The organism is Enterococcus sp. OL5, from assembly GCF_006491895.1.
Classification (GTDB): domain Bacteria; phylum Bacillota; class Bacilli; order Lactobacillales; family Enterococcaceae; genus Enterococcus_D; species Enterococcus_D innesii.
This window is the reverse complement of the sequence record NZ_VHIL01000009.1, coordinates 98,560-124,095: the sequence shown is the minus strand read 5'-3', so window position 1 is coordinate 124,095 and position 25,536 is coordinate 98,560. Positions and strand designations below refer to the sequence as shown.

13 protein-coding genes and 1 tRNA gene are annotated in these 25,536 nt (G+C 41.0%); 4 read left to right on the top strand and 10 right to left on the bottom strand.

From position 1 onward, the window contains the following. Positions 1-36 precede the first annotated feature (36 nt). Positions 37-2,406 carry an accessory Sec system translocase SecA2 gene (gene secA2, locus FJU10_RS11705; RefSeq protein ID WP_140966003.1) on the top strand — a complete coding sequence of 790 codons (2,370 nt, stop codon included), beginning with the start codon at positions 37-39 and terminating at the stop codon, positions 2,404-2,406. A gap of 135 nt (positions 2,407-2,541) precedes the next feature. Here secA2 and FJU10_RS11700 read toward each other — a convergent pair whose 3' ends face one another. The 8 genes from FJU10_RS11700 to rpoN form a co-directional block, all read right to left on the bottom strand. Then, entirely contained in the window at positions 2,542-13,041 is a 10,500-nt protein-coding gene (locus FJU10_RS11700; protein WP_140966002.1) for a KxYKxGKxW signal peptide domain-containing protein, read from the bottom strand. A gap of 160 nt (positions 13,042-13,201) precedes the next feature. Next, a complete protein-coding gene (glf, locus tag FJU10_RS11695; protein WP_140966001.1) occupies positions 13,202-14,314 on the bottom strand; it encodes a UDP-galactopyranose mutase in 1,113 nt (370 codons plus the stop codon). Positions 14,315-14,542: 228 nt separating this feature from the next. Next, positions 14,543-15,844: a surface-displayed alpha-enolase gene (eno, locus tag FJU10_RS11690; RefSeq protein WP_005228686.1), complete on the bottom strand. Its 1,302-nt coding sequence runs from the start codon at positions 15,842-15,844 to the stop codon at positions 14,543-14,545. 112 nt (positions 15,845-15,956) lie between these two features. Then, complete coding sequence (gene tpiA, locus FJU10_RS11685; RefSeq protein WP_008380860.1) at positions 15,957-16,712, bottom strand: triose-phosphate isomerase; 756 nt, start codon at positions 16,710-16,712, stop codon at positions 15,957-15,959. 63 nt (positions 16,713-16,775) lie between these two features. Then, on the bottom strand, positions 16,776-17,966 hold the full coding sequence (locus FJU10_RS11680; RefSeq protein WP_140966000.1) for a phosphoglycerate kinase: 1,191 nt from the start codon (positions 17,964-17,966) through the stop codon (positions 16,776-16,778). A 99-nt stretch (positions 17,967-18,065) separates the two neighbouring features. Beyond that, on the bottom strand, positions 18,066-19,067 hold the full coding sequence (gene gap, locus FJU10_RS11675; protein WP_008380858.1) for a type I glyceraldehyde-3-phosphate dehydrogenase: 1,002 nt from the start codon (positions 19,065-19,067) through the stop codon (positions 18,066-18,068). A 40-nt stretch (positions 19,068-19,107) separates the two neighbouring features. Beyond that, positions 19,108-20,145: a sugar-binding transcriptional regulator gene (locus FJU10_RS11670; RefSeq protein ID WP_005228675.1), complete on the bottom strand. Its 1,038-nt coding sequence runs from the start codon at positions 20,143-20,145 to the stop codon at positions 19,108-19,110. Positions 20,146-20,392: 247 nt separating this feature from the next. Next, positions 20,393-21,712, bottom strand: a complete 1,320-nt coding sequence (gene rpoN / locus FJU10_RS11665; protein WP_189372314.1) for an RNA polymerase factor sigma-54 — start codon at positions 21,710-21,712, stop codon at positions 20,393-20,395. 51 nt (positions 21,713-21,763) lie between these two features. Here rpoN and FJU10_RS11660 point away from each other — a divergent pair. Beyond that, positions 21,764-21,835, top strand: a tRNA-Arg gene (locus FJU10_RS11660). 166 nt (positions 21,836-22,001) lie between these two features. Here the strand turns inward: FJU10_RS11660 and rpoE are convergent. Together rpoE and FJU10_RS11650 are read right to left on the bottom strand one after the other, a co-directional pair. Further along, entirely contained in the window at positions 22,002-22,610 is a 609-nt protein-coding gene (gene rpoE / locus FJU10_RS11655; protein WP_005234347.1) for a DNA-directed RNA polymerase subunit delta, read from the bottom strand. 84 nt (positions 22,611-22,694) lie between these two features. Continuing rightward, the gene (locus tag FJU10_RS11650) at positions 22,695-23,132 is read right to left on the bottom strand and encodes a DUF1934 domain-containing protein (protein WP_005228669.1); all 438 of its coding nucleotides are present in this window, start codon (positions 23,130-23,132) and stop codon (positions 22,695-22,697) included. A 222-nt stretch (positions 23,133-23,354) separates the two neighbouring features. Between FJU10_RS11650 and FJU10_RS11645 the strand changes: the two genes are divergently transcribed. Together FJU10_RS11645 and FJU10_RS11640 are read left to right on the top strand one after the other, a co-directional pair. Continuing rightward, positions 23,355-24,176 (top strand): biotin/lipoate A/B protein ligase family protein, encoded by an 822-nt coding sequence (locus tag FJU10_RS11645; protein WP_411268842.1) that lies wholly within the window; start codon positions 23,355-23,357, stop codon positions 24,174-24,176. Continuing rightward, positions 24,160-25,530: an HD domain-containing protein gene (locus FJU10_RS11640; protein ID WP_081117496.1), complete on the top strand. Its 1,371-nt coding sequence runs from the start codon at positions 24,160-24,162 to the stop codon at positions 25,528-25,530. Before FJU10_RS11645 ends, FJU10_RS11640 begins: the two co-directional genes overlap by 17 nt. Positions 25,531-25,536: the final 6 nt, after the last annotated feature.

The following is a 25,536-nucleotide window of genomic DNA, read 5'->3' as shown; positions in this document are numbered from 1 at the left end:
AAGCAATATAAGTTTTTGAAAGGAGGATCAATAAAAATGAAAGATAAAAAGTTTCGCAAGTATATTCGGTTAGCGAGAAAAGTTCAAAGTCTCGCGGAAAACTATCGACATTTGTCAGATCAAGAATTGCAAATGCAAACCATTCATTTTCGACAACAACTCGAACAGGGCAAAAAACTAGAGAGTTTACTCCCGCAAGCCTATGCTGTAGTTGTCGAAGCAGACCGTCGTGTCCTAGGAATGGAGCCTTATTTTGTTCAAATTCTTGGTGCAATTGCTCTTTTTTACGGTAATGTTGCTGAAATGAAAACTGGAGAAGGAAAAACATTGACCGCAACCATGCCGATGTATTTACATGGCCTGGGAGGCAAAGGCAATTTTTTGATTACTTCTAATACGTATTTAGCTTTGCGAGATATTGAAGAAACAGGAAAAGTCTATCGTTTTCTAGGACTATCCGTAGCTGTAGGTGTTCCTGAACATGAAGATGAAGGAGAAGAAATCGATAAAGAGGTGGTCTATGCAGCAGACATTGTCTACACTACGCATAGCGCACTGGGCTTTGACTATTTGTTTGACAACTTGGCTGTTTCTCCAGACGAACAATACGTCACCCACTTCAATTATGTACTGATAGATGAAATCGATGCAATATTACTTGATATGGCGCAAACACCATTGATCATTTCAGGAGCACCCAAAGTTCAGTCGAACTTTTTTACGTTATCTGATTGGTTTGTGAAAAGCTTGATTGAAGGTAAAGACTTTATGAGAAGTGAAAACAAACGTCATGCTTGGTTTACAGAAGCAGGCATAAAAAAAGCCGAAGACTACTTAGGCGTTGAAACTATTCTTTCAGAAAAATGGAAAAATCTTTATCGTCATTTAGTCATTGCCTTACGGGCCAATTATCTCTTACACTTAAACAAAGATTATGTTGTGGAAGACAATGAGATTCTTTTACTTGATGAAGCAAATGGACGGAAATTGATTGGAACAAAACTACAAGCTGGTCTCCATCAAGCAATCGAAGCGAAAGAAGGTGTAGAAATCACCACAGAGAGCCGATCCATGGGCTCCATCACCTACCAAAATCTATTCCGAAAATTTAAAATTTTATCTGGAATGACTGGTACTGCCAAAACAGACGCCGACGAATTTCGAGAAACGTATGATATTGACGTAATCGAAATTCCGACAAATAAACCCATTCGCCGAAAAGATCATCAGGATCTGGTCTATGTGACCAATCAGTCGAAAATCATGGCTTCTTTAGAAGCAGTAAGAAATGCTTTGACGCAAGAACGCCCCGTATTGATTGAGACAGGATCAGTCTCAATGTCGACGTTATACTCCCTGATTCTCTTAAAGCATCGAATCCCTCATAATCTTTTAAACGCTACAACAGCGACCAAAGAATCCTGGATCATCTCAGAAGCTGGTAAAAAAGGTGCCGTAACTGTGGCTACTTCAATGGCTGGGCGTGGTACAGATATTAAACTTGAACAAGATGCGAGGGAAAATGGTGGTCTATTAGTAGTAGGAACTGAGCGGATGACCAGTGACCGAATTGACAATCAGCTTCGTGGACGCTCTGGACGTCAAGGAGATCCGGGTGACAGCATTTTTTATGTATCTATGGAAGACAAAATCGTGGTTGAAAGTGCACCCAAATGGGCCGCCGACGAACGAGAATTATTAACTGAACAAGAAGAATTATCCAATGATCTCACTCCTTTAAAAAAGAAAAAATACAATAAACTAATCAATCAGTCTCAAAGCAATCGCAAAAATCAAGAAATTGCCGGACGTCAAACAACGCTTGAATTTGACTCAATCATTACCATTCAAAGAGACAAAATGTACAGCATGAGAAACAGAATTATGACAGGCACTCCGGTTGAATTAGAAAATATCATTAATCAATGCATAGAAGAAGCAATCAATCAGCTCATCACTAAAAAAGAGAACCTAAATAAACAAACGATCCTTGATTTTATCTTTAATAATTTGGACTATAATTTTGATGTTTTTGAAATCGAGAAACTAGATAAATTTAATAAGCGAACGGTCAAAAAATTTTTATTGGATCTGATTTCAGAGCGTTTGACTCACATTCATCAATTTATGCCAGATAGTTTCCAACAGCTGTTTTTCAAGCGAATCATTCTTTTAAAAGCCTTAGATACTCTTTGGATCGAACAATCAGACAACCTGCAACAATTGAAAACAGTCATCAATGGGCGAAACTGGGGACAACATCGTCCCATCTATGAATTTCAAGTAGAAGCACATCGTTCTTTTACTGAAATGCGTGAAGCCATTTATCTAGAAGCAGTCAGAAATTTATTATTATCCGAGTTGGTAAAAACAGAAGATGGTTCATTCGATGTTGAATTTCCATAACCAACCATAGCCAATAAAAAAGCATCACAGTTAGTTTGCCTAACTGTGATGCTTTTTTATTTAATAGAAGTACTTTTATCATTTTAGAAGAGCTAGGAAATTTATCCTAGCTCTTCATAAACCAAGACTAACGAGTTACTCTGTTTCACGCTTTGCTTCATCTTTTTTCTTTTTCATTAAAGCAATAGCAGCTAACAGCGTGGCAATTCCAGCAAGAGACATTTGAATACCACTTGCATCAGATTCGCCAGTCTTAGGAAGAGTAGAACCAGATGCACTGGTCGTACGACCCCCTACTCCAGTGTTGCCAATTGGCGTTACTGTATTTCCATTCACTCCGTTGTTCTGATTAGAACTTGATGGTGTTGAAGTAGAGCCGCTGATAGACTCACTTGCCGAAAGTGAATGATCTTGGCTAGTTGATTGTGATTGCAGCTCTGATAGACTCTCAGACAAGCTATTGCTGTGATATTCACTGACGATATCAGAGTTGATATCACTTGTACTTGTACTTAGCGAAGCAGATTCACTCACGCTGGTACTATCGCTGATTGATTCACTAGCGCTCATGGAAACTGAATCTCGATCAGAGGCACTAAAGCTTTCACTCTGACTAGCCGAGTTGCTAGCACTCAGACTATCGCTTGCTGACCCAGAATCACTTGATTCGGCGCTAAGTGATACTGAATCACGTTCACTATCACTGATGCTGGTGCTTTCGCTAGCTGATTCACTCACACTTAGGCTTTCGCTTGTTGAAGTCGAATCACTTACACTTGCACTATTTGACATTGAATCACGTTCACTATCGCTGATGCTGGTGCTTTCGCTAGCTGATTCACTCACACTTAGGCTTTCGCTCGTTGAAGTCGAATCACTTACAATTGCACTATCAGACATTGAACCACGTTCACTGTCACTAATGCTGGTACTTTCGCTAACAGATTCACTCACACTTGTACTGTCACTTGTTGAAGTCGAATCACTTACACTTGCACTATCAGACATTGAACCACGTTCACTGTCACTAATACTGGTACTTTCACTAGCTGATTCGCTCATACTTGTACTGTCACTTTGACTGATTGATGTGCTTTCACTTGCAAAAATCGACTCACTTGTACTGAAGCTGCGGCTTTCTTCCGTAGAAATACTTGCACTTTCAGACTCAGAATCGCGAATGCTAGAACTGTTGCTTGTGCTTTCAGAAGCGGAGGCTTGATCGCTCGTACTCATAGATTGACTCAAACTTGTACTGTCACTTGAACTAACCGATTCGGAATCTCGGACACTTTCACTTGTACTAATGCTTTCGCTAATGGAGGTTGATTCGCTAGGTGTAACTTCCGTACTATTCCGCTCGCTTTCGCTAGTACTGATGCTGACGCTAACTGATTCACTGGTGCTAGAGCTTTGTGAATCACTTGTCGAAGCACTCACACTTTGAGATTCAATCACTTCTTGTTTTTCGCTAAGCGATGTGCTGATTGATGCCGATTCGCTTAGACTTGTACTAGTAGATTGTGAAATGCTGGTGCTCTCACTAGCACTTGCTGAGACAGAATCATTTGTACTTGTACTGTCACTGGTTGAAAGGCTAGAACTGTTCGATCTTGAATATAGATCGCTTAAGCTATCACTTGCACTATCGCTATTGCTGAGTGATGTGCTTGCACTATCACTCATACTGAAACTACGTGATTCGCTGGCACTTTCAGATCTAGATAGTAAATCACTTAGACTCGCGCTTAAACTTAAGCTGTTACTTACGCTCGTGCTGCCGCTATAGCTTAGGCTATCACTTCTAGATTCACTTGCACTCTCTGATCTAGAAAGTAAATCACTTACACTCGTACTAGAACTTAAGCTGTCACTGGTTGATGTGCTCATGCTATTGCTTACACTATCACTCCGTGATTCGCTCGCACTGCTAGATTGAGAGTTCATTTCGCTTAAACTTAAGCTAGAGCTGTTGCTGCCACTCAACGAAGTACTTGTGCTTTGGCTCAAGCTATTGCTCCGTGATTCACTGGCACTGGTTGAACGAGATAGTAATTCGCTCAAGCTAGTACTGCTACTTTCACTCGTACTAATTGATGTGCTGCTGCTATAGCTTAGGCTATCACTCCGTGACTCGCTGGCACTGACTGATTGAGATAATTGTTCACTTAGACTTGTACTTGAACTCAAACTCGTGCTAGCTGAAGTACTTTGACTGAAACTATTACTTAGGCTATTACTTAAACTAATACCTTCGGAAAGTGAGTCACTTGTCAATTGGCTCAAGCTATTACTCAAACTGTAGCTGTTGCTCGCACTAGTTGACGATGAATCACTTAATGAACTGCTAGTACTTGTGCTCAGACTTAGACTCGCAGAAGTACTACTACTGTAGCTTTGACTTTCACTTGCTAGTGATCTGCTTTCTGAAAGACTATCGCTATTGCTCAAGCTAGCACTGATTGACGATGAGTCGCTCATTGATGTACTGATACTCAAGCTTTCACTCATACTTTCAGAAGCACTATTACTAATACTTGTACTATCGCTAGTACTTGTACTTATGCTTGCTGAGGTGCTGCTACTGTAGCTAGTACTGTCACTAGTACTTAGACTAATACTTGCTGAGGTACTGCTGCTAAAACTTTCACTCATACTTGATCGTGAATCACTAATTGACGTACTCAAACTATTCGATTCACTGTTACTGATGCTTGTACTAATTGAAGCAGAGTCACTAACCGAAGTACTGACACTAGTACTCATGCTCAAGCTGGCTGAAGTACTGCTGCTATAGCTTTGACTTTCACTAGTCCGTGAATCGCTCACAGACGTACTAATGCTTGTTGATTCACTATTACTTGTACTTGTGCTACCGCTGTAGCTTGCAGAGTCGCTTGCACTTTGTGACATTAAACCACTAGTACTCAATGATGATGAATCACTTAGTGAAGTACTAATACTTGCTGACTCACTGTTACTAATACTTGTACTTACTGATAATGAGTCACTCAATGACGTACTCGTACTTGTTGACTCACTGTTGCTTACACTTGTGCTGCCACTAAAGCTTGTAGAATCGCTCGCACTTAATGACAACGAAGTACTTGTGCTTAGAGATAACGAGTCACTGATCGACGTACTTGCACTTGTTGATTCACTAGTACTTACGCTTGTGCTACCACTAAAGCTTGTAGAATCGCTCGCACTTTGTGATACTGAGATACTTGTGCTCAATGACGAAGAGTCACTGATCGACGTACTCAAGCTTGTTGATTCACTGTTACTGATGCTTGTACTTACAGACATTGAATCGCTAATTGAGGCACTTGTACTTGTCGAATCACTATCACTCACACTGGTACTTAACGATGATGAATCACTGATCGATGCGCTCAGGCTTGCTGATTCGCTGTTACTGATACTTGTACTTACAGACATTGAATCACTGATCGACGTGCTTGTACTTGTCGAGTCACTGTTGCTTACACTTGTACTTAACGATGATGAATCACTTAATGACGTACTTACACTTGTGGACTCGCTACTGCTAACACTTGTGCTACCACTAAAGCTTGCTGAATCACTCGCACTTAAGGATGCCGAAACACTTGTACTTACAGACAACGAATCGCTGATCGACGTACTTGCACTTGTCGAGTCACTGTTGCTTACACTTGTACTTAGCGATGATGAATCACTTAATGACGTACTTACACTTGTGGACTCGCTACTGCTAACACTTGTGCTTCCGCTAAAGCTTGCTGATTCACTCGCACTTAGGGATGCTGAAATACTTGTACTCAATGATAGTGAATCACTGATCGACGTACTTGTACTTGTCGACTCACTGTTGCTAACACTTGTGCTACCACTAAAGCTTGCTGAATCACTCGCACTTAGGGATGTCGAAATGCTTGTGCTCAATGATGATGAATCACTGACTGATGTGCTTGTACTTGCTGATTCACTGTTACTGATGCTTGTACTTACAGACAATGAATCGCTGATCGACGTGCTTGTACTTGTCGAGTCACTGTTGCTTACACTTGTACTACCACTAAAGCTTGCAGAATCACTCGCACTTAGAGATGTCGAAATGCTTGTGCTCAATGATGATGAATCACTGATTGATGTGCTTGTACTTGCTGAATCACTGTTACTGATACTTGTACTTAGCGATGATGAATCACTTAATGACGTACTTACGCTTGTGGATTCGCTACTGCTAACACTTGTGCTACCACTAAAGTTTGCTGAATCACTCGCACTTAGAGATGTCGAAACACTTGTACTCAATGATGATGAATCGCTGATCGACGTGCTTGTACTTGTCGAGTCACTGTTGCTTACACTTGTACTACCACTAAAGCTTGTAGAATCACTCGCACTTAAGGATGCCGAAATACTTGTACTCAATGATGATGAATCACTGATTGATGTGCTTGTACTTGCTGATTCACTGTTACTGATGCTTGTACTTACAGACAATGAATCGCTAATGGATGTGCTAGTACTTGTTGACTCACTAACGCTTGTAGATGTTGATTCGCTCACTGACGTACTTGCGCTTGTGGACTCACTGTTGCTTACACTTGTGCTTCCGCTAAAGCTTGCTGAATCACTCGCACTTAGGGATGTCGAAATGCTTGTGCTCAATGATGATGAATCACTGACTGATGTGCTCAGGCTTGCTGATTCACTGTTACTAATACTTGTACTTACTGATAATGAATCGCTGATCGACGTGCTCGTACTTGTGGAATCACTGTTGCTTACACTTGTGCTACCACTAAAGCTTGCAGAATCACTCGTACTTAGAGATGTCGAAATGCTTGTGCTCAATGATGATGAATCACTGACTGATGTGCTTGTACTTGCTGATTCACTGTTACTGATGCTTGTACTTACTGATAATGAATCGCTAATCGACGTGCTCGTACTTGTGGAATCACTGTTGCTTACACTTGTGCTTCCGCTAAAGCTTGCTGATTCACTCGCACTTAATGATGCCGAAATACTTGTACTCAATGATGATGAATCACTGACTGATGTGCTCAGGCTTGCTGATTCACTGTTACTGATGCTTGTACTTACAGACAATGAATCGCTAATGGATGTGCTAGTACTTGTTGACTCACTGATACTTGTAGATGTTGATTCGCTCACTGACGTACTTTCGCTTGTGGAATCGCTGTTACTTACGCTCGTACTGCCGCTGAAGCTTGCAGAATCACTCGCACTTAGAGATGTCGAAATACTTGTACTCAATGATGCAGAATCGCTGATCGACGTACTTGCACTTGTTGACTCACTAATACTTACTGAAAGTGAATTACTTGCAGATATACTTTCGCTTGTAGAATCGCTATTACTTACACTCGTACTGCCGCTATAACTTGCAGAATCACTCGCACTTAGAGATGTCGAAATGCTTGTGCTCAATGATGATGAATCACTGATCGAGGTGCTCAGGCTTGTTGATTCACTATTACTGATGCTTGTACTTACCGATAATGAATCGCTAATGGATGTGCTAGTACTTGTTGACTCACTGATACTTGAAGATGTTGATTCGCTCACTGACGTACTTGCACTTGTGGAGTCACTGTTACTTACACTTGTACTGCCACTGTAACTTGCAGAGTCACTTACACTTAGGGATGTCGAAATGCTTGTACTCAATGATGATGAATCACTGATTGATGTGCTTACGCTTGTGGATTCACTAACGCTTGTAGATGTTGATTCGCTCACTGACGTACTTACACTTGTGGACTCGCTACTGCTAACACTTGTACTTCCACTAAAGCTTGCAGAGTCACTTGCACTTAATGATGTCGAAATGCTGGCACTCAATGAAGAGGAATCACTGATTGACGTACTTGCACTTGTTGACTCACTAATACTTACTGAAAGTGAATTACTTGCAGATATGCTTTCGCTTGTCGAATCGCTATTACTTACGCTCGTACTGCTGCTATAACTTGCAGAGTCACTTGCACTTAGTGAGGACGAAATGCTGCCACTCAATGAGGAGGAATCACTAAGTGAGGTACTCAAGCTCATTGACTCACTGTTACTTAACGATAATGAATCGCTAACTGATGTGCTGGTACTTATCGACTCACTAACACTTGTAGATGTTGATTCGCTCACTGACGTACTTGCGCTTGTGGAATCGCTGTTGCTCACACTTGTGCTGCCACTGAAGCTTGCTGATTCGCTAGTAGACTCACTATTGCTCAATGACATCGACGTACTAATTGAATTTGAGATCGAGTCTGATTCCGATAAACTTTCTGATAAACTCATGCTGGTACTCAATGAATCAGAAATAGATTCGCTGAAACTAATGCTCTCACTAAGCGAAGAAGAATCTGATTCACTAATTGCGACAGACAATGATTCTGATGCTGAAATACTTTCTGATACTGAATCACTCTCTGACAATGATAGTGAAGTGGATTCACTGAGTGATTGCGAGAGTGAAACTGATACTGACTCAGATAAAGATAAGCTTTCAGAATCACTTGTACTGTTGCTCAATGATCCAGAAACAGAGGCACTAAAGCTAGAACTATCACTTTCTGAATCTGACTCAGAAACACTAGCTGATATGGATAACGATTCTGATGCAGAAAGGCTTTCTGACATTGAATCACTATCCGACAGTGAAATAGATGTTGAAATACTTTCAGATAGGGATTCTGATAAAGATTCTGAATCACTAATCGAAATTGAAAGAGACATTGATTCACTTTCTGAGATAGAGGTCGATGACGAGCCACTCTCTGAGTCCGACACTGAAATAGATTCACTTATTGAAAGAGACGCTGATTCTGAGTCACTCAATGAAATCGAAACCGATTCTGAATCACTTAAAGAAGATGAAGTAGAGACTGATGTTGATAATGATTCAGATGTCGAATCATTCATATCAGATTCACTTTCTGAAATCGACGATGACAATGAATCACTCTCTGATTCTGATACTGAAACAGATTCACTCGTTGATGTAGACATAGATTCTGAATCACTGACAGAGATCGATTCTGATAAAGAGTCACTTTCTGAAATCGATTGAGAAAGAGAAACACTTTCTGATTCTGAAGTAGAAGTAATAATGGATTCAGATAATGATTCACTTCCCGAAACAGACTCTGAGGTAGACAATGATACTGGATCTTGCTCATAATTGACCGTGAACATCTGAGGTGAAGAATCCATTTGAGATGCTCCATTGCTAGTAGTGTCAAAAGTTTGATTGGCAGCCAAAGCTTCCGCTAATGTATTGTAGACTACTCCATCTGGTCCAGTAACCGTATAAATATATCCATTTCTCTCTAAATCTGCATCTGTTACACCAAGAGTAATACTTTCGTTTGAAACGCCAGAAGTACCATATTTTCCAACAGTGACTGTTCCCGGGATTTGCTCAAATGCTTCCCCTGTAGCCGGATCTGAGGCCGGTTGGTTATTCCCAACGACACCGACTTCTTGATAAGATGGATAGAGAGTGATCGTAATAAACTGTTGATCACTATCTGTCGTACTACCATTATTGCTAGTATTATCAAAAACAAATGTCCCTGTTTGATCTGCATAATAGCCGGTTTGAGTGAGGTAATCCGCAATTAAATCCGTATAACTTATTTCTTGTCCGGTCGTCCCATTGATGGCAACTGTGCCAGTTTGGTTCTGTAATGGACGACCATCTGAATTAACAAATGTTACGTTGACTGTTTGTGTATCTGCTACAACATAAATAGTGGTTAGACTCGCACCTGTTCCTACTGTTGTAGATCCAGGCTGGACGTTGCCATTTAATACTGCACCTGTTGCATAATAGTAACCAGGAGGTAAATTCGTCGAAGTATAGTAACTATTGGTCCAATCGATAACATTTCCATAGTTTGCAGGAATTCTATCTGTTCCTGAAGCTTCGGTACCAGCATTCATGTACTCAGAAGAGATCACTTGACCTGTCTTAACGTCAACATATTGGTACTGAACCGAATTATTGGCAACACCGTATACATAAATATTATAGGTATAATTGGTGTTTTCCATCGGAACGATCGCAACTGTCGCTTGTCCATAACTATCCCCATTATCAGCATCAGTCGTACTATCTCCACCACTTTGGCCATCATTTTTCGCAGAACTAGCGACTTGGGTACCAATCGCCCACATGTAATTATCAGGCATTAACTCATTTGCATACTCCAACGTTTGCAAATCAAGATACTCACCAATGTAATTAACGTCTGGATCAATTGGCATATCAACAGTTTTGATAATATTGCCATACTGATCAACATAGTTTACAGTTACAGTTCCTGGTGCAATAGCAACAGTCGCTAATTCACGGGTAGAGGTATCTACAATATTAGATGTAGTAACATTTCCAGCCGTATCTTTAATGGTGGTTGTCGTACCTGAAATAGTCATTTCTACGAATTTTAAATTACGGTTTCCTTCTGGAGCATCGGTTTGGCTACTGCTGCCTTGCCATGTACTAATCTGAGAATTATTCATGACGAATGTTCCTGAACCTGTAATCAATCGGCCGGCTGAAACAGCTCCTGAAGAAGTTAGACGTGCTAAGTGCAATGCTCGCGGTGAAATAAAGCGAACAGTTGCGCCTGAGTCAACGTTTACAACAGTATTAGCATTCCATTGTTGCAAATCAAGTACTGTTCCAGCGTTAAATGTAACAACTGCTCTGTTCGTAACATTTAGCGAATTGGAACCTACTGTGCGGGTAGCGGTCATTTGCAGGTTTTGTCCAAAAGTTGCAGTTCGGTCATTTGATTGACTTCCTGAATAACGAGAAAAATCAAGGAGCATTTGGAAGCCGTCTTGTTTCCAGGTTACGTCATCTCCAACAGTGATTGAGTTAAATCCATAATAGACAAGGGGATAGTTGTTACTATTATAGGTACTAAGTTCGTTACCAATAATTGTCGCACCATCACCTACTTTAAAGGTATGGTTGAATCCTGTATCACTCGCATTGTTCCCTCGGATCGCCATATAGTAAAACATTGAATAACCAGTGGTACCAGCTGTTCGGTTCAACTCTACATGGGACCCATTAGCGATAGCTACTTCCCCAATTTGCATCAATTCTTGTTTTACATTGGCAACAATTTTGCCAGATAAAGTCACTTGACTATCCTCAGCATCCAGTAGTCGTCGTGGTTGATAAGCAGTATCTGTTCCGCTAACACCATCTCGTCCTTCGAGAGTGACATTATCGATATTGAAGTACCAGTATCCATAACCACCTGTTGCCGACCTTGAATCAATCACTGCGTCCGCTGTACCTGTCCCACTGTCTCCTGAGTTGGTGCCTGACTGCCAATGAATCAAGTTAATATTTGTGATCGTAAAAATAGAACCGCGAACCGTAGAACTTGCCCCTACATTAAACGCTGCTCCTGCCATATTGACTGTAAAACCATTCCCGTCAATAATCACACTCGTTTCGCGCCAACCTAAATCACGAGTAGCCACATTGGTAGCTGCTGTAATATTGGCGGTGACCTCGATATAGGTAATCGAAGAATTTCCATACGCTGCTTTTAAGGTAGCCCAGTCATTAACTGCCGCATACGTGCCATTAGCAATAGCGGTTTGTTTGTATAAATCTTTATTCTTCACTTGATCAGGCACATCAACTGTTACTCCAGAAGGTGAATTGGTTTTATTTCCATCATTGATTGCCTGTTCAAATTCTTCTCGACCCATATCCGGATCTGCAGAAACGTTGATTTTAATGATCTGCCCTGATTGAGTGGTGATTGCAAAACTTGCAATCAAGTTATTGGCACTAGCATATTGCTGCGCTGCCCGTATCAAAGATGTACTTGGTGAATTGCCATCTTTGACTACTATTTCTAATGAATTCGTTGTAGTGTCAACCGAAGCTTGTACTTTCTTAGGCACTAATTGATCAAAGAGCTCTTGTGCTTTTTGTGATTCTACTTTATTTTTTTCGGTGACTGTTTGTTTTGGTGGGTTCTTTTGACTTACTGACGTTGAATGAGAAACACTTGTAGATCGTGACATTGATAAACTGGTCGATTCTGATGCACTTGACGACAACGAACCACTTTCTGAAATCGAAGTACTTTCTGAGATACTCAAACTTTCTGATTCGGACACACTCTCCTCCTCAGAAAGACTCATTGATTCAGAAACACTTTGGGATTCTTCAATACTGGTAACATTGTTTTCAATTTCTGAATCACTCACACTCTGTGATTCTGTTAAACTAGTTGACTCTGTCGCACTTTGTGACTGCGTATTACTTTCGGATTCAGAAAAACTTTCCGATGGCTGCGTACTTTCAGAGAGTGAAGTAGCTTCACTTTCTTGTGTCGATGAAGCCGGTATTTTGGTAGTCGTTTTATTTGCCAAGACATTCTCGGCATTTGCTTCTTTACTTGCATCTAATGGCGGTGTGATTTCTGAAGCATGCGCCACGATTGGCGTGATACTCAATCCAGCAATGCCAGTAAAAGAAGTGATCGTTGCATACACCCAATGTTTTCCGCTTTTATACATCTTGTAGCGTTCACTTTTATTGGATCGTAACAACTTTCGATAATTATTCTTTTTACTCATTACGTTTATTTTTCTCCCCTTTCGTAAAAATATTTTTACAAGCTTCCCCAAGTCCTATTTCTTTATGAGATAGGACAACTAATTATTTCATAGCTAGTAAAAAAGTTACGTTTTGTCCCAGAATCGGGACAAAAAAAAGCAACCTCTCCAATAAAAGAGGTTACTCTGCTGGAAATTCATATTGAACAAGCTTCAAAGCAGCTGCGATCGTATCGTCCATATCATAATAGCGATAGTTGGCTAGGCGCCCACCAAATAAACATTTTTTTTGCTGTTGCGCCAATTTCTCATACTTGCGATACAGTGCATTATTGCTTTGATCGTTGATTGGGTAGTAAGGAATATCTCCTTTCTTCCACTCTTTCGGGTATTCTTTAGTGATAACTGTTTTTTTTGTCACCACTGGACAAAAATGTTTATGCTCAATGATTCGCGTATAGGGCGTTTGACTGTCTGTAAAGTTCATGACTGCTGTTCCTTGGTAATTATCCGTGTCATAGACTTTAGTCTCAAAATGTAAAGACCGATAGGCCAACTCACCATAACAATAATCGAAATATTGGTCAATCATTCCAGTATAAACAATGTTCTTAGAAGAGGCTTCATGACGTGTGCGATCTGCAAAAAAATCAGTCTCCAAAGAAATATCAATCAGTGGATGAGTAAGCATTTTTTGAATCATTTGTGTATAGCCCAATTTGGGTATTCCTTGAAAAATATCCGTAAAATAATTGTTATTAAAGGTATACCGAATTGGCAGCCTTTTGATAATAAAAGAAGGAAGAAGATCACATTCTCGTCCCCACTGTTTTTCAGTGTAGCCTTTGATCAGTTTGTGATAGATGTCTGTCCCGACTAAAGAAAGAGCTTGTTCTTCTAAATTTCGTGGTCTTTTTATTCCTGTCTTTTCAATTTGGGTCGATATTTTGATTCGAGCTTCAGCAGGATTTTTGGTTCCCCACAGTTGGTAAAATGTGTTCATATTAAAAGGAAGATTATATAACTCACCTTGATAGTTTGCAATTGGTGCATGAATATAGGGATAGAATTCAGTAAACTGATTGATATAATCCCAAATTTTTTTACTCGATGTATGAAAAATGTGCGCACCATATTTATGTACGTCGATTCCTGCTTGTTTTTCTGTATAGCAATTGCCGCCAATATGTGTCCGTTTTTCTAACATTTTCACTGTATGTCCCCGTTTCGCTGCTTCATGAGCAAAAACTGAGCCAAAAAGACCTGTACCAACGATCAAATAATCATAAGCCATTTTTTTCTCCTAACCTTTTTTCTTTTATTTTAGAATTTTGATAAGCCAGAACTATAATTTCTTTTTTCTGAAAAAGAAAATAAAGAAGAAATGAGTACTTTCAGTTATCTTAGATGAATGGTCATTGTCTTCAATGAATGAATCGAGACAACAAAAAAGCTCTGAAATCGCAGCGGCTGACTGTTAAATCAACCGCTACTCTTTCAGAGCAAAGCAATAATCGAGAGATTATTTATTTTTTAAGTTGTAGAAAGCTTGCAAGCCTTTGTATTCAGCAACTTCACCAAGTTGGTCTTCGATACGTAGTAATTGGTTGTATTTTGCAATACGGTCAGTACGTGAAAGAGAACCAGTTTTGATTTGGCCAGCGTTTGTTGCAACTGCGATATCAGAGATTGTTGAATCTTCTGTTTCACCTGAACGGTGAGAAACTACTGCAGTGTAACCAGCTTCTTTCGCCATTTCGATTGCATTGAAAGTTTCAGTCAATGTACCGATTTGGTTAACTTTGATAAGGATTGAGTTACCGATACCGTTTTTGATCCCTTTTTCAAGGATTTCAGTATTTGTAACGAACAAGTCATCCCCTACTAATTGAACTTTGTCGCCTAAGCGTTCAGTTAATAGTTTCCAACCATCCCAGTCATTTTCATCCATACCGTCTTCGATAGTGATGATTGGGTATTTGTTAACTAATTCTTCTAAGTAGTCAACTTGTTCAGCAGCAGTACGTTTTACGCCGTTTTCGCCTTCAAATTTAGAGTAGTCGTAAACACCGTTTTCGTAGAATTCTGATGATGCACAGTCAAATCCTAGGTATACATCTTTACCTGGTTCTAAACCAGCAGCTTTGATTGCTTCTAAGATTGTTTCAACACCGTCTTCAGTTCCTTCAAAACGAGGAGCGAAACCACCTTCGTCACCTACTGAAGTTTCTAAACCACGTTTAGACAAGATTGATTTCAAAGCGTGGAATACTTCAGTACCCCAACGTAAGCCTTCTTTGAATGTAGGTGCGCCTACAGGCAAGATCATGAATTCTTGGAAAGCGATTGGTGCGTCAGAGTGAGAACCACCGTTGACGATGTTCATCATAGGAGTTGGCAATACTTTTGTATTGAATCCGCCTAAGTAGTGGTATAAAGGTACTTCTAGGTAATCAGCAGCTGCACGAGCAACAGCGATAGAAACACCAAGAATCGCGTTTGCGCCTAATTTGCCTTTGTTAGGAGTTCCGTCTAAAGCGATCATTGCTTTATCGATAGCCATTTGGTCACGGACATCGTAGCCGATGATAGCTTCTGCAATGATGTTATTTACATTGTCAACTGCTTTCGTTACACCTTTACCGCCATAACGAGCTTTGTCGCCATCACGTAATTCAACTGCTTCGTGTTCACCTGTTGAAGCTCCTGAAGGAACCATTCCGCGGCCGAAAGCACCTGATTCTGTGTAGACTTCTACTTCGATAGTTGGGTTACCACGTGAGTCTAAGACCTCGCGTGCGTAAACATCAGTAATAATTGACATGTTTTGTCTCTCCTTTGAGTTTGTTTTATCTTAAGGGGAAAGCCCCTTGCGAACAACTTAATTGTAGTGAAAAAATCACGATTCTGCAAATGTTATTTTCATGAAAATGAAATTATTTTACAGCATCTAATAATGCTAGGAATGAATCAGCTTGCAAGCTTGCGCCGCCAACTAATGCTCCGTCAACATTTTCTTTTGCCATGTATTCAGCAATGTTTTCAGGTTTTACAGAACCGCCGTATTGGATACGCACGCTATCTGAAACTTCTTTGCCGTATAATTTTTCAACGGTTTTGCGGACAACGCCACAAATTTCGTCTGCGATGTTTGCATCCGCTGATTTACCAGTACCGATTGCCCAGATTGGTTCGTAAGCAATCACAAGATTACTTACTTGACCGTCTGTTAAACCGTCTAAGCCAGCAGTGATTTGTCCTTCGATCCACTCAGCTGTTTTGCCAGCTTCATAGGTTTCTAAAGATTCACCACAGCATAGGATTGGAATCATGCCGTTTGCAAAGATTGCTTTGGCTTTTTTGTTGATGTCTTCATCTGTCTCATGGAAGTATTCACGACGTTCTGAATGGCCGATGATGACATAGTCAACACCTAGATCTGCTAAAGCTGCTGGTGAAGTTTCGCCAGTAAAGGCACCTTCATTTTCCCAGTAGCTGTTTTGAGCAGCAATTTTTAATTCTGTTCCTTCAGCAGCATTCACTAATGTTTCTAAGAATAAAGCTGGCGAACCGATCACAGAGTCAACTGTCTCGTTGCTAGGAATTTTTGTTTTGACTGCTTCAGCAAATTCTTTTGCTTCTTTCGCAGTTTTGTTCATTTTCCAGTTTCCGGCAATAATTGGTTTGCGCATGTTCTGGCACTCCTTTTCGTTATCAAGCGTGCAAAGAAAGTTCTTTGCACGGCTTGTCATTGATTATTTATCGTTGATCGCAGCTAGGCCAGGAAGTGTTTTTCCTTCTAGCAATTCAAGGCTGGCACCGCCACCTGTTGAGATGTGGGTAAACTTGTCAGCAAACCCTAATTGTTCTGCTGCAGCTGCAGAGTCACCGCCACCGATGATCGTTGTTGCATCTTCAAGGTTAGCAATTGCTTCACAAACACCGATCGTACCGTTTGCGAAGTTAGACATTTCAAACACACCCATAGGTCCGTTCCAAACGACTGTTTTTGCGCCTTTTAATGTTTCAGCAAACAAAGCGATGGTTTCAGGTCCGATATCTAAGCCCATTTGTCCTTCAGGAACATCACCAGTATGTTCTTCTGTTGGGACATCATTTGAAAATTCAGCAGCAGTGATTGAATCAACTGGTAATACTAATTTATCGCCAGCTTTTTCGATCAATTCTTTTGCTAATTCTACTTTATCTGCTTCCACAAGAGAATTACCGATTTCCATGCCTTTTGCTTTGTAGAACGTATACGTCATTCCGCCGCCGATCAAGATTTTGTCTGCTTTAGGAATCAAGTTTTCGATTACGCCGATTTTGTCAGATACTTTTGCTCCACCAAGAATCGCGATCATTGGACGTTTTGGTTCTTCGACTGCTTCCCCGATGAATTTGATTTCTTTTTCCATTAAGAAACCAGCAACTGTTGGGATACCTGTTGAAGCGATCCCTACGTTTGAAGCGTGTGCGCGGTGTGCGGTACCAAAGGCATCATTTACAAAAACATCGCCTAAAGAAGCCCAGTATTTGCCTAGTTCAGGATCGTTTTTGCTTTCTTTTTTGCCATCGATGTCTTCGAAACGAGTGTTTTCAAAAACAACGACATCGCCATCTTGCATGTTGTTGATCGCTGTTTCTAATTTTTCGCCGCGGGTTTCATCCACGAAAGTTACTTCTTTGCCTAATAATTCGCCAAGACGTTTCGCAACTGGCGCTAAAGATTTTCCAGCTTTATCTGCTTCTTCTTTCACACGACCTAAGTGTGAGAAAAGAATTGCTTTTCCGCCGTTTTCGATCACATAATTGATTGTTGGTAATGCTGCTTTGATCCGTGTATCGTCTCCGATCACTCCATCTTTCAATGGAACGTTGAAGTCCACACGTACAAGAACTTTTTTATCTTTTAAATCGATATCTTGAACTGTCATTTTAGCCATGAACAGATTCCTCCTAGCATAATTGTTAAAAAAAGCGGAGAAGCGCGATGCTTCCCCGCTTTCTCTTGCGATGGTTTAAATTAAAGTCGTTCGCAACTCTTATAGGTTAGCGAAGTATTCTAAAGTACGTACTAATTGTGCAGTGTATGACATTTCATTGTCGTACCAAGCAACAGTTTTAACTAATTGTTTGTCGCCAACAGTCATAACTTTTGTTTGAGTTGCATCAAATAATGAACCGTAAGTCATACCAACGATATCAGAAGAAACGATTTCGTCTGTGTTGTAACCGTAAGATTCGTTTGAAGCTTCTTTCATTGCTGCATTGATTTCATCAACAGTTACTTCTTTGTCAAGAACAGTAACTAATTCAGTTAATGAACCAGTTGCAACAGGAACACGTTGAGCAGCACCATCTAATTTGCCGTTCAATTCTGGGATTACTAAGCCGATCGCTTTAGCAGCACCAGTTGAGTTAGGCACGATGTTTGCAGCAGCAGCACGGGCACGGCGGAAGTCACCTTTAGGGTGTGGTCCGTCTAGAGTCATTTGGTCACCTGTGTAAGCGTGGATTGTAGTCATTAATCCTTCAATCACACCAAATTTGTCGTTCAATGTTTTCGCCATAGGAGCTAAACAGTTTGTTGTACATGAAGCGCCAGAGATAACTGTTTCTTCACCTGTTAAAGTTTCATGGTTTGTGTTGTAAACGATTGTTGGAACATCGTTTCCACCAGGAGCTGAGATAACTACACGTTTTGCACCAGCTGTTAAATGTTTTTCAGCAGCTGCTTTAGAAGTGAAGAATCCAGTACATTCTAACACGATTTCAACACCTAGTTCGCCCCAAGGCAATTCTTCAGGGTTGCGGTTAGCTAAAACTTTGATTTCGTTTCCGTTCACATTGAATGAACCTTCGTGAACTTCCACTGTACCGTTGAAACGTCCTTGTGTTGTATCATATTTTAACAAGTGAGCTAACATTTTAGCGTCTGTTAAATCATTGATAGCCACAACTTCGATTCCTTCTACTTCTTGGATACGACGAAATGCTAAGCGTCCGATACGTCCAAATCCATTAATACCTACTTTAACTGTCATTTAAGATTTCCTCCTTATGAAAATCATAAAAATATTTATTTTAAAGGGTTGCCCCTTTTAAAATCTCATTTGCGCAAGCTTCATCAGTGATGAGCCAGGTTTGTTTTGGTGCATTTTTCATGTATGCATTGACCGCTTTGGCTTTTGACTGTCCACCAGCGACCGCAAAAATGATTGGGACTTTTTGCAAATCTTTTAATTGAAGGCCAATTCGAGGAACTTTGTAAACGACCTCGCCTGCTTCATTAAAGAAATACCCAAAGGATTCTGCAACTGCATTTTTTTGTTTCAACATCAGAATTTCTTGTTCTGACATTTTTCGTCGAGCCGCCATATGCAACGCCCGTCCAATACTATGAATAACACAATTTGCTTGACTTATCAAGTTTAAGACATCAACGATGGCGGGTTCTTTCAAGAGAAACTCGTAGGTGTTCATGCTTAATTGTTCTGGTACAAACAAGGAGCGATAATCGCCATTTGTCTGCATCGCCATCACTGAGCTGACTGAGTTTGCTTGGACGTTGACTGATTCTCCAATACCGCCACGGGCTGGTACAAACAAGTTATGACGTTTGGCGGTTTCTAAATTGCCTAATTCCTCAGCAACTTTCGCCATTGTCGTCCCTCCCATCACTGCGATGGTGTTTTTGCCTTCTGGCAATAAGAGATCCAACGATTCATTCAGCAACTGGCCAAATTCAGCAATAACTTTCGGTTGTCGATCACCATCGCCGCTCGCAATCAAACAACGTTCGATGCCAAAGGTCTCTGATAATCGTTTCTCGATTTGGTGCATTCCGAACAGCTGATCCATCAGTGCACCGATCTTCGTGTACACTTCTTCTCCGTAGGCGGTCAATTGCATGCCGCTTTTTGAAGAGTCGATCAGTTTCAGCTTTTTAAGGATATCTGTTTCCGTCCTCAACACGCGTTCCGTCATTGATAAACTTTCCGAAAGTGTCCGGCGGCCAACGGGCTGCATCCAATAAATATTTCTTAAGATACGGTAACGTTCCTGAAGTACAGCGAGAATATCCGGGGTGATTGCCTCAATCAATTTTAATTCATCGAGCATTTTATATCCTCCCGTTGGACAATTTTCGTCCTACAATGACTTAAAATGACCCATCGATTGCAAAAAAAATTTAAATCTGTTTCCTACACCAATAATAGTAGCACTTATCGCCTTGATACGCAACTATTTCAGTCACAAAATCTTGCTTTTCATAAAATCGTCATAAATTAAAAAATTGGAAGTGATCGATAAAAAAAGGAAAGGCTTTGCTGCCTTCCCTACTCGTCGTTAGTAGTAAGCTTTTGCTTTACTCGAATCGTTTCCGCTTGGAGGAACCAGGGATATTCATGGCTTCGCGATACTTTGCCACCGTTCGTCTGGAAATATCGATGCCTTGGGCTTTGAGGGCATCTGTCAACTTTTGATCTGACAATGGTTTATTTTTATTTTCTTCATCGATCAGTGCTTTTAGCTGCTGTTTGATCGATGCAGTCGTCAGGTCATCACCGCTTTCTTGCGTCGAAACTTTCTGTCCAAAAAATTGTTTCAATTCAAACACCCCAAAGGAGGTTTCCAAATATTTCCCGTTGACTGCCCGGCTGACCGTTGATTCATGAATGCCTAACTCTTCGGCAACTTCTCTTAAAACCAATGGCTTTAATGGTCGATCCGGTTGGGTGAAAAACTCCTTTTGCCGAGAAACGATCTGCACGCCGACACGATAGATGGTATCCCCTCGTTGTTGCAAGGTCTTCTTTAGCCACTCGAACTCTTGGGCTTTATTGTCTAAATAACTTAGGACCTCCGGATCACCGCTTTGCTTTAATTGGTCAAAGTACTGTTGCTGAAAGCGAACTTCTGGTAAGGCGCGTTTGTTTGATTTCACGATTGGTTGTCCTTTTTCAACCGTTACTCGCAAATCAGGTACAATGTAGAGCCCATCCGTTGACCCAAACGCCGCCCCCGGTGTCGGGGTCAACGTTTGAACATAGTCAAAGACCTTTTGGATCTCGTTTAAAGGGATCTGCAACGCTTTACTGATTTTGTCCCACTTGCGCTCTGCCATTTCCGTAAAGAATTCTTCTAAAATGAGATAGGCCATTGGCGGCGCATAGTCATCTCTTTCCGTTTGCAGCATCAAGCACTCTCTTAGATCACGAGCACCGACTCCTGCCGGATCCAGCTGCTGGATCAAGGTTAGAGCATCGAGCATTTGGATTGGGGTCCCACCAACAAGCTTTCCAGCTTCTTCCAAGTCAATCGTCAAAAAGCCGTTTAAATCAATGTACTCGACTAAAAATAAAACGATCGTCCGCAAAAAGGTGTCGCGGTAATTTAAATGGACTTGATCAATGAGGTGTTCAAACAACGATGTATGCTGGTCAGGAATCTGACTTAGATAATCCATTATTTGTTCTGACGAGCCGCTGCTCTTGCTTGGTGTGATAGGCGAATCATATTCCCCCAGATCAATTAACGGATTTTCTAATGCCTGGTTATCTATGAATGACAATAATTCGTCTGCGGAAAATTGCAGCACTTGGATCGATTGCTGCAATTTCTGCGTCATAGCAAGCTTTTGCGTCTGTTTTTGTTGTTGTGAAAATTGCTGTTGAAATTTCATCATTCTACCTCTTGTTTTTTTCACTGAAATTGGTTAAACTAATATTTGTGCTTCGCGCCTTTAGTGTAGTGGATATCACGTAAGATTCCGGTTCTTGAGACGGGGGTTCGATTCCCTCAAGGCGCGTTTTTTCTTTTCGTTACAAGTATACTCGATTCAAATCAATAATTCAAAAGCACTTAGGGACCGCTGACGCGGTTCTTTTTTTTTATTTGTATCTATGTAAGAAGACGAAATCGTCCTTCACCGATTATAAGTTGCTTGCAACCAAAAGGCGAAAAAAAGAAGAGGATTACTCCTCTTCTTCCTCTTCATCCGCAAAATCATCTTCATCATCGTCATCGATAATGGTGAGATCTTCCTCAATGCTGTCAGGTAATTCTTCTTCATCATCGGTGCTGTTGTCGGCGCCGATTTCTTGCAAGTCTGAATTGTATGCCGAGATTTCTTCATCCTCGTCATCATCATCATCAAAGAGATCATCTTCTTCGTCATCTGACAAATCAGTATCCTCAGGATCATCATCGTTATAATCGATTGCGTCTTCATCATCGTTGATAAAGGCATTGACTTTTTTACGTTTGCGACGACGTGGTGTATCTTCATCCTCGTCTTCGATGCCATGGTTGACTTCTTCATCGATCGAATCAATGGCATACCATGAACGTAAGCCCCAACGATTGTCGCCTAAAGAAATAAAACTACCGTCGATATTCAAGTCTGTATAAAACTGCGCCAATGAATCACGAATCTCGCTGTCTGATGTTTCAAGATAATTTTGGATTTGGTTGACCAAATCAGAAAAATCCATCACGTCACCGCGCTGCTCTAAAATCGCATGGGCAACTTCAATCATCGACAATTCGTTTTTATTTACACCTTCAAATACATTAATTTCCAAACAGGACACGTCCTTTCACAGTCTACTCCTAATCATACAAAATTACGGATCAAATTGCAATTTTTTCTTTCAATTTCCCTTTGATCAAGCGGTAAATTCTAAAGATAGTTTGTATTCGCCGACTTTGTCAGCAGCCATGAACAAGTCATAATCGATATCGATCTTTCCCGAGTATGGACGGTCTTTCAAACTAACGTGCAAGTGATTGGTGAAGGTGTGGAACATCATCAAGCCATACGGGGTTTGATAGCTCGTCTCTAAACGTTCCTTATAAGAAAATTTCAAGCGCATGCGCATTTCCCCTGAGCGAATCAATTGAATCAATCCGTCTGGCATGATTTTCATCGTAACAGGAACGTCGGTGCCATCTGGCTGGATCTCTTTGTAACGGATATATAAGGTATCACCGATCTTGACTGCTTGTCCTTGCAGATCAAACAGAAAGTTCTCTGTTTCCCCTGCTTGACGTACATTGGTTGTTAAATGAATCGAGATTGGGATTCCTTTTGATAATTCTTGCATGTACGTGTGCCTCCTTTGAAGATTTCAGTTTCATTCTTGCTTTTTTTTATGCGTTTGTCAATCATTTCAGTTGATTCTCCTTAGTCTATTTCTTCATTGAAAATAAAAAACGAAAACAAAAGCAAGTTTTCATTCTTTTCTCCAAGTAATTTTCCAAGAATCGTATATAATAAGGATAACAGCTATTTTTAAAGGAGTTTAACCGATTTGACTATCTATGTAATGGATCAAACCTTACCACGTATCCACAATCCTTATGAGCCGTTTGCCTTCACCGATGTTGCCACCGAAGCTGCTGGCAAACAGGAACAAGTTTATTGTCATTTTTGGCAGTTGTCCGATACGATGATTTTAGGCATGAAAGATACCCGGTTGCCGTTTTTGACAGACGGTCTGCAGGTTTTAAAAGAAGCTGGCTATGCCTCGATCATCCGCAACTCAGGCGGGCTTGGCGTAATCAATGATGCCGGTATTTTAAATGTCTCCCTCATTTTCCCTAAACACTTGGCTGTCACCACGGATGCAGCCTATGAAATGATGGCAGCATTGTTGCAAACAGCCTTTCCTGAGCAGACAATTTTGGCTTATGAAATTGCTGACTCGTATTGCCCAGGCACCTATGACCTGAGTATTGATGGAAAAAAAATTGCTGGTACAGCACAACGACGGATCAAAGATGGCGTGGCTGTCATGATGTATCTGAGCATCAATGGCGACCAACCAGCCCGCGGTTCTCTCGTTCGTCGTTTTTACCAAGCAGGTTTGAAAGAGCGCTTTGGTACGAATGGCTATCCAGCCGTCAATCCTGCGAGTATGACCACTTTAGAAGCAGCCCTCGGCCGTAAGTTTACCACACGAGAGGTGATTGACCGCTTGCAAAAAGCCCTGCTTTCCTTGATCTCTGACCAATCCCTATATCCGCTTGAATCACTGGATCAATGGCTGACAGAAAATAACCTTAGCGAACAAATGCAGCAACGCTTAGCTGGCATGGAAAAGCGAAACCAACCAATAAAGGAGTTTAGCGATGAGTCTACCTTATAAATATCAAACCTTAGCGATAGAAAAAGTATTTCGTGACCCCGTTCATAACTATGTCCATGTACAGCACCAAGTAATTTTAGATTTGATCAATTCCAAAGAAGTACAGCGTTTACGACGCATCAAACAGCTGGGAACTGCTTCTTTTACCTTTCACGGAGCAGAACACAGCCGCTTTTCCCATTCCTTGGGCGTTTATGAAATCAGCCGCCGCATTTGCGATATTTTCCAACGCAATTATCCCATTGAAAAAGTCGGGCCAAACGGCTGGGATGACAAAGAGCGTTTAGTGACCTTGTGTGCAGCATTGCTTCATGATGTGGGCCACGGACCCTACTCCCACACCTTTGAGCATATTTTTCATACGGATCATGAAGCGATCACAGTGGCGATCATCACTTCTCCTGAGACGGAAGTTCATCAGATATTGAATCGTGTGGAAGCTGGATTTCCTGAGAAGGTGGCAAGTGTTATCACTAAAACCTATCCCAATCCCCAAGTCGTTCAAATGATTTCCAGTCAAATCGATGCTGATCGGATGGACTACTTGCTGCGCGATGCTTATTTTACCGGCACTGAATACGGCACCTTTGATCTGACTCGCATTCTACGAGTGATTCGTCCTTATGAAGGCGGTATTGCTTTTTCTATGAATGGCATGCACGCTGTGGAGGACTACATCGTCAGTCGTTACCAAATGTATGTGCAAGTTTATTTTCATGCTAGTTCTCGAGGGATGGAAGTGATCTTAGCCCATTTGCTGGATCGAGCTGCAGAACTGTATCAAGTGGATTCAGAATTGTTTCAAGGCCATTCGCAGCTGCTTCTCCCATTTTTAAAACAAGAATTCACTTTAGATGAGTATTTGAAACTCGACGATGGCGTATTAAATACCTACTTTACCCAATGGACAGAAGAAAATGATCCGATCCTCAGCGATTTAGCCAAACGGTTCTTAAATCGTAAACCGTTGAAATCCGCCCGCTTTGACGATGAGACGCAGTTGCCGATGATCGAAGAAATGCAGGTACTGGTGGAAAAAGTCGGCTTCAATCCCCGCTATTATACTGCCATCAATTCAAGCTTCGATCTGCCTTATGATTTTTATCGGCCGACTTCAGGCAAACATCGGACACAGATCGAATTACAGGAAAAAGATGGTTCCCTTGTGGAATTATCCCAAGCCAGTCAGCTTGTTGCAGCCTTAGCAGGACAAACCCAAGGTGACCAGCGCTTTTATTTTCCAAAAGAAATGATTGACCCCAACATCCAAAATCACTATGATTTATTTGGAGAGACGTATCAAGAGTTTGCCAAGCACATTCGCAATGGTGCTTTGATCAAACCAAGCCACTAGGAGGAA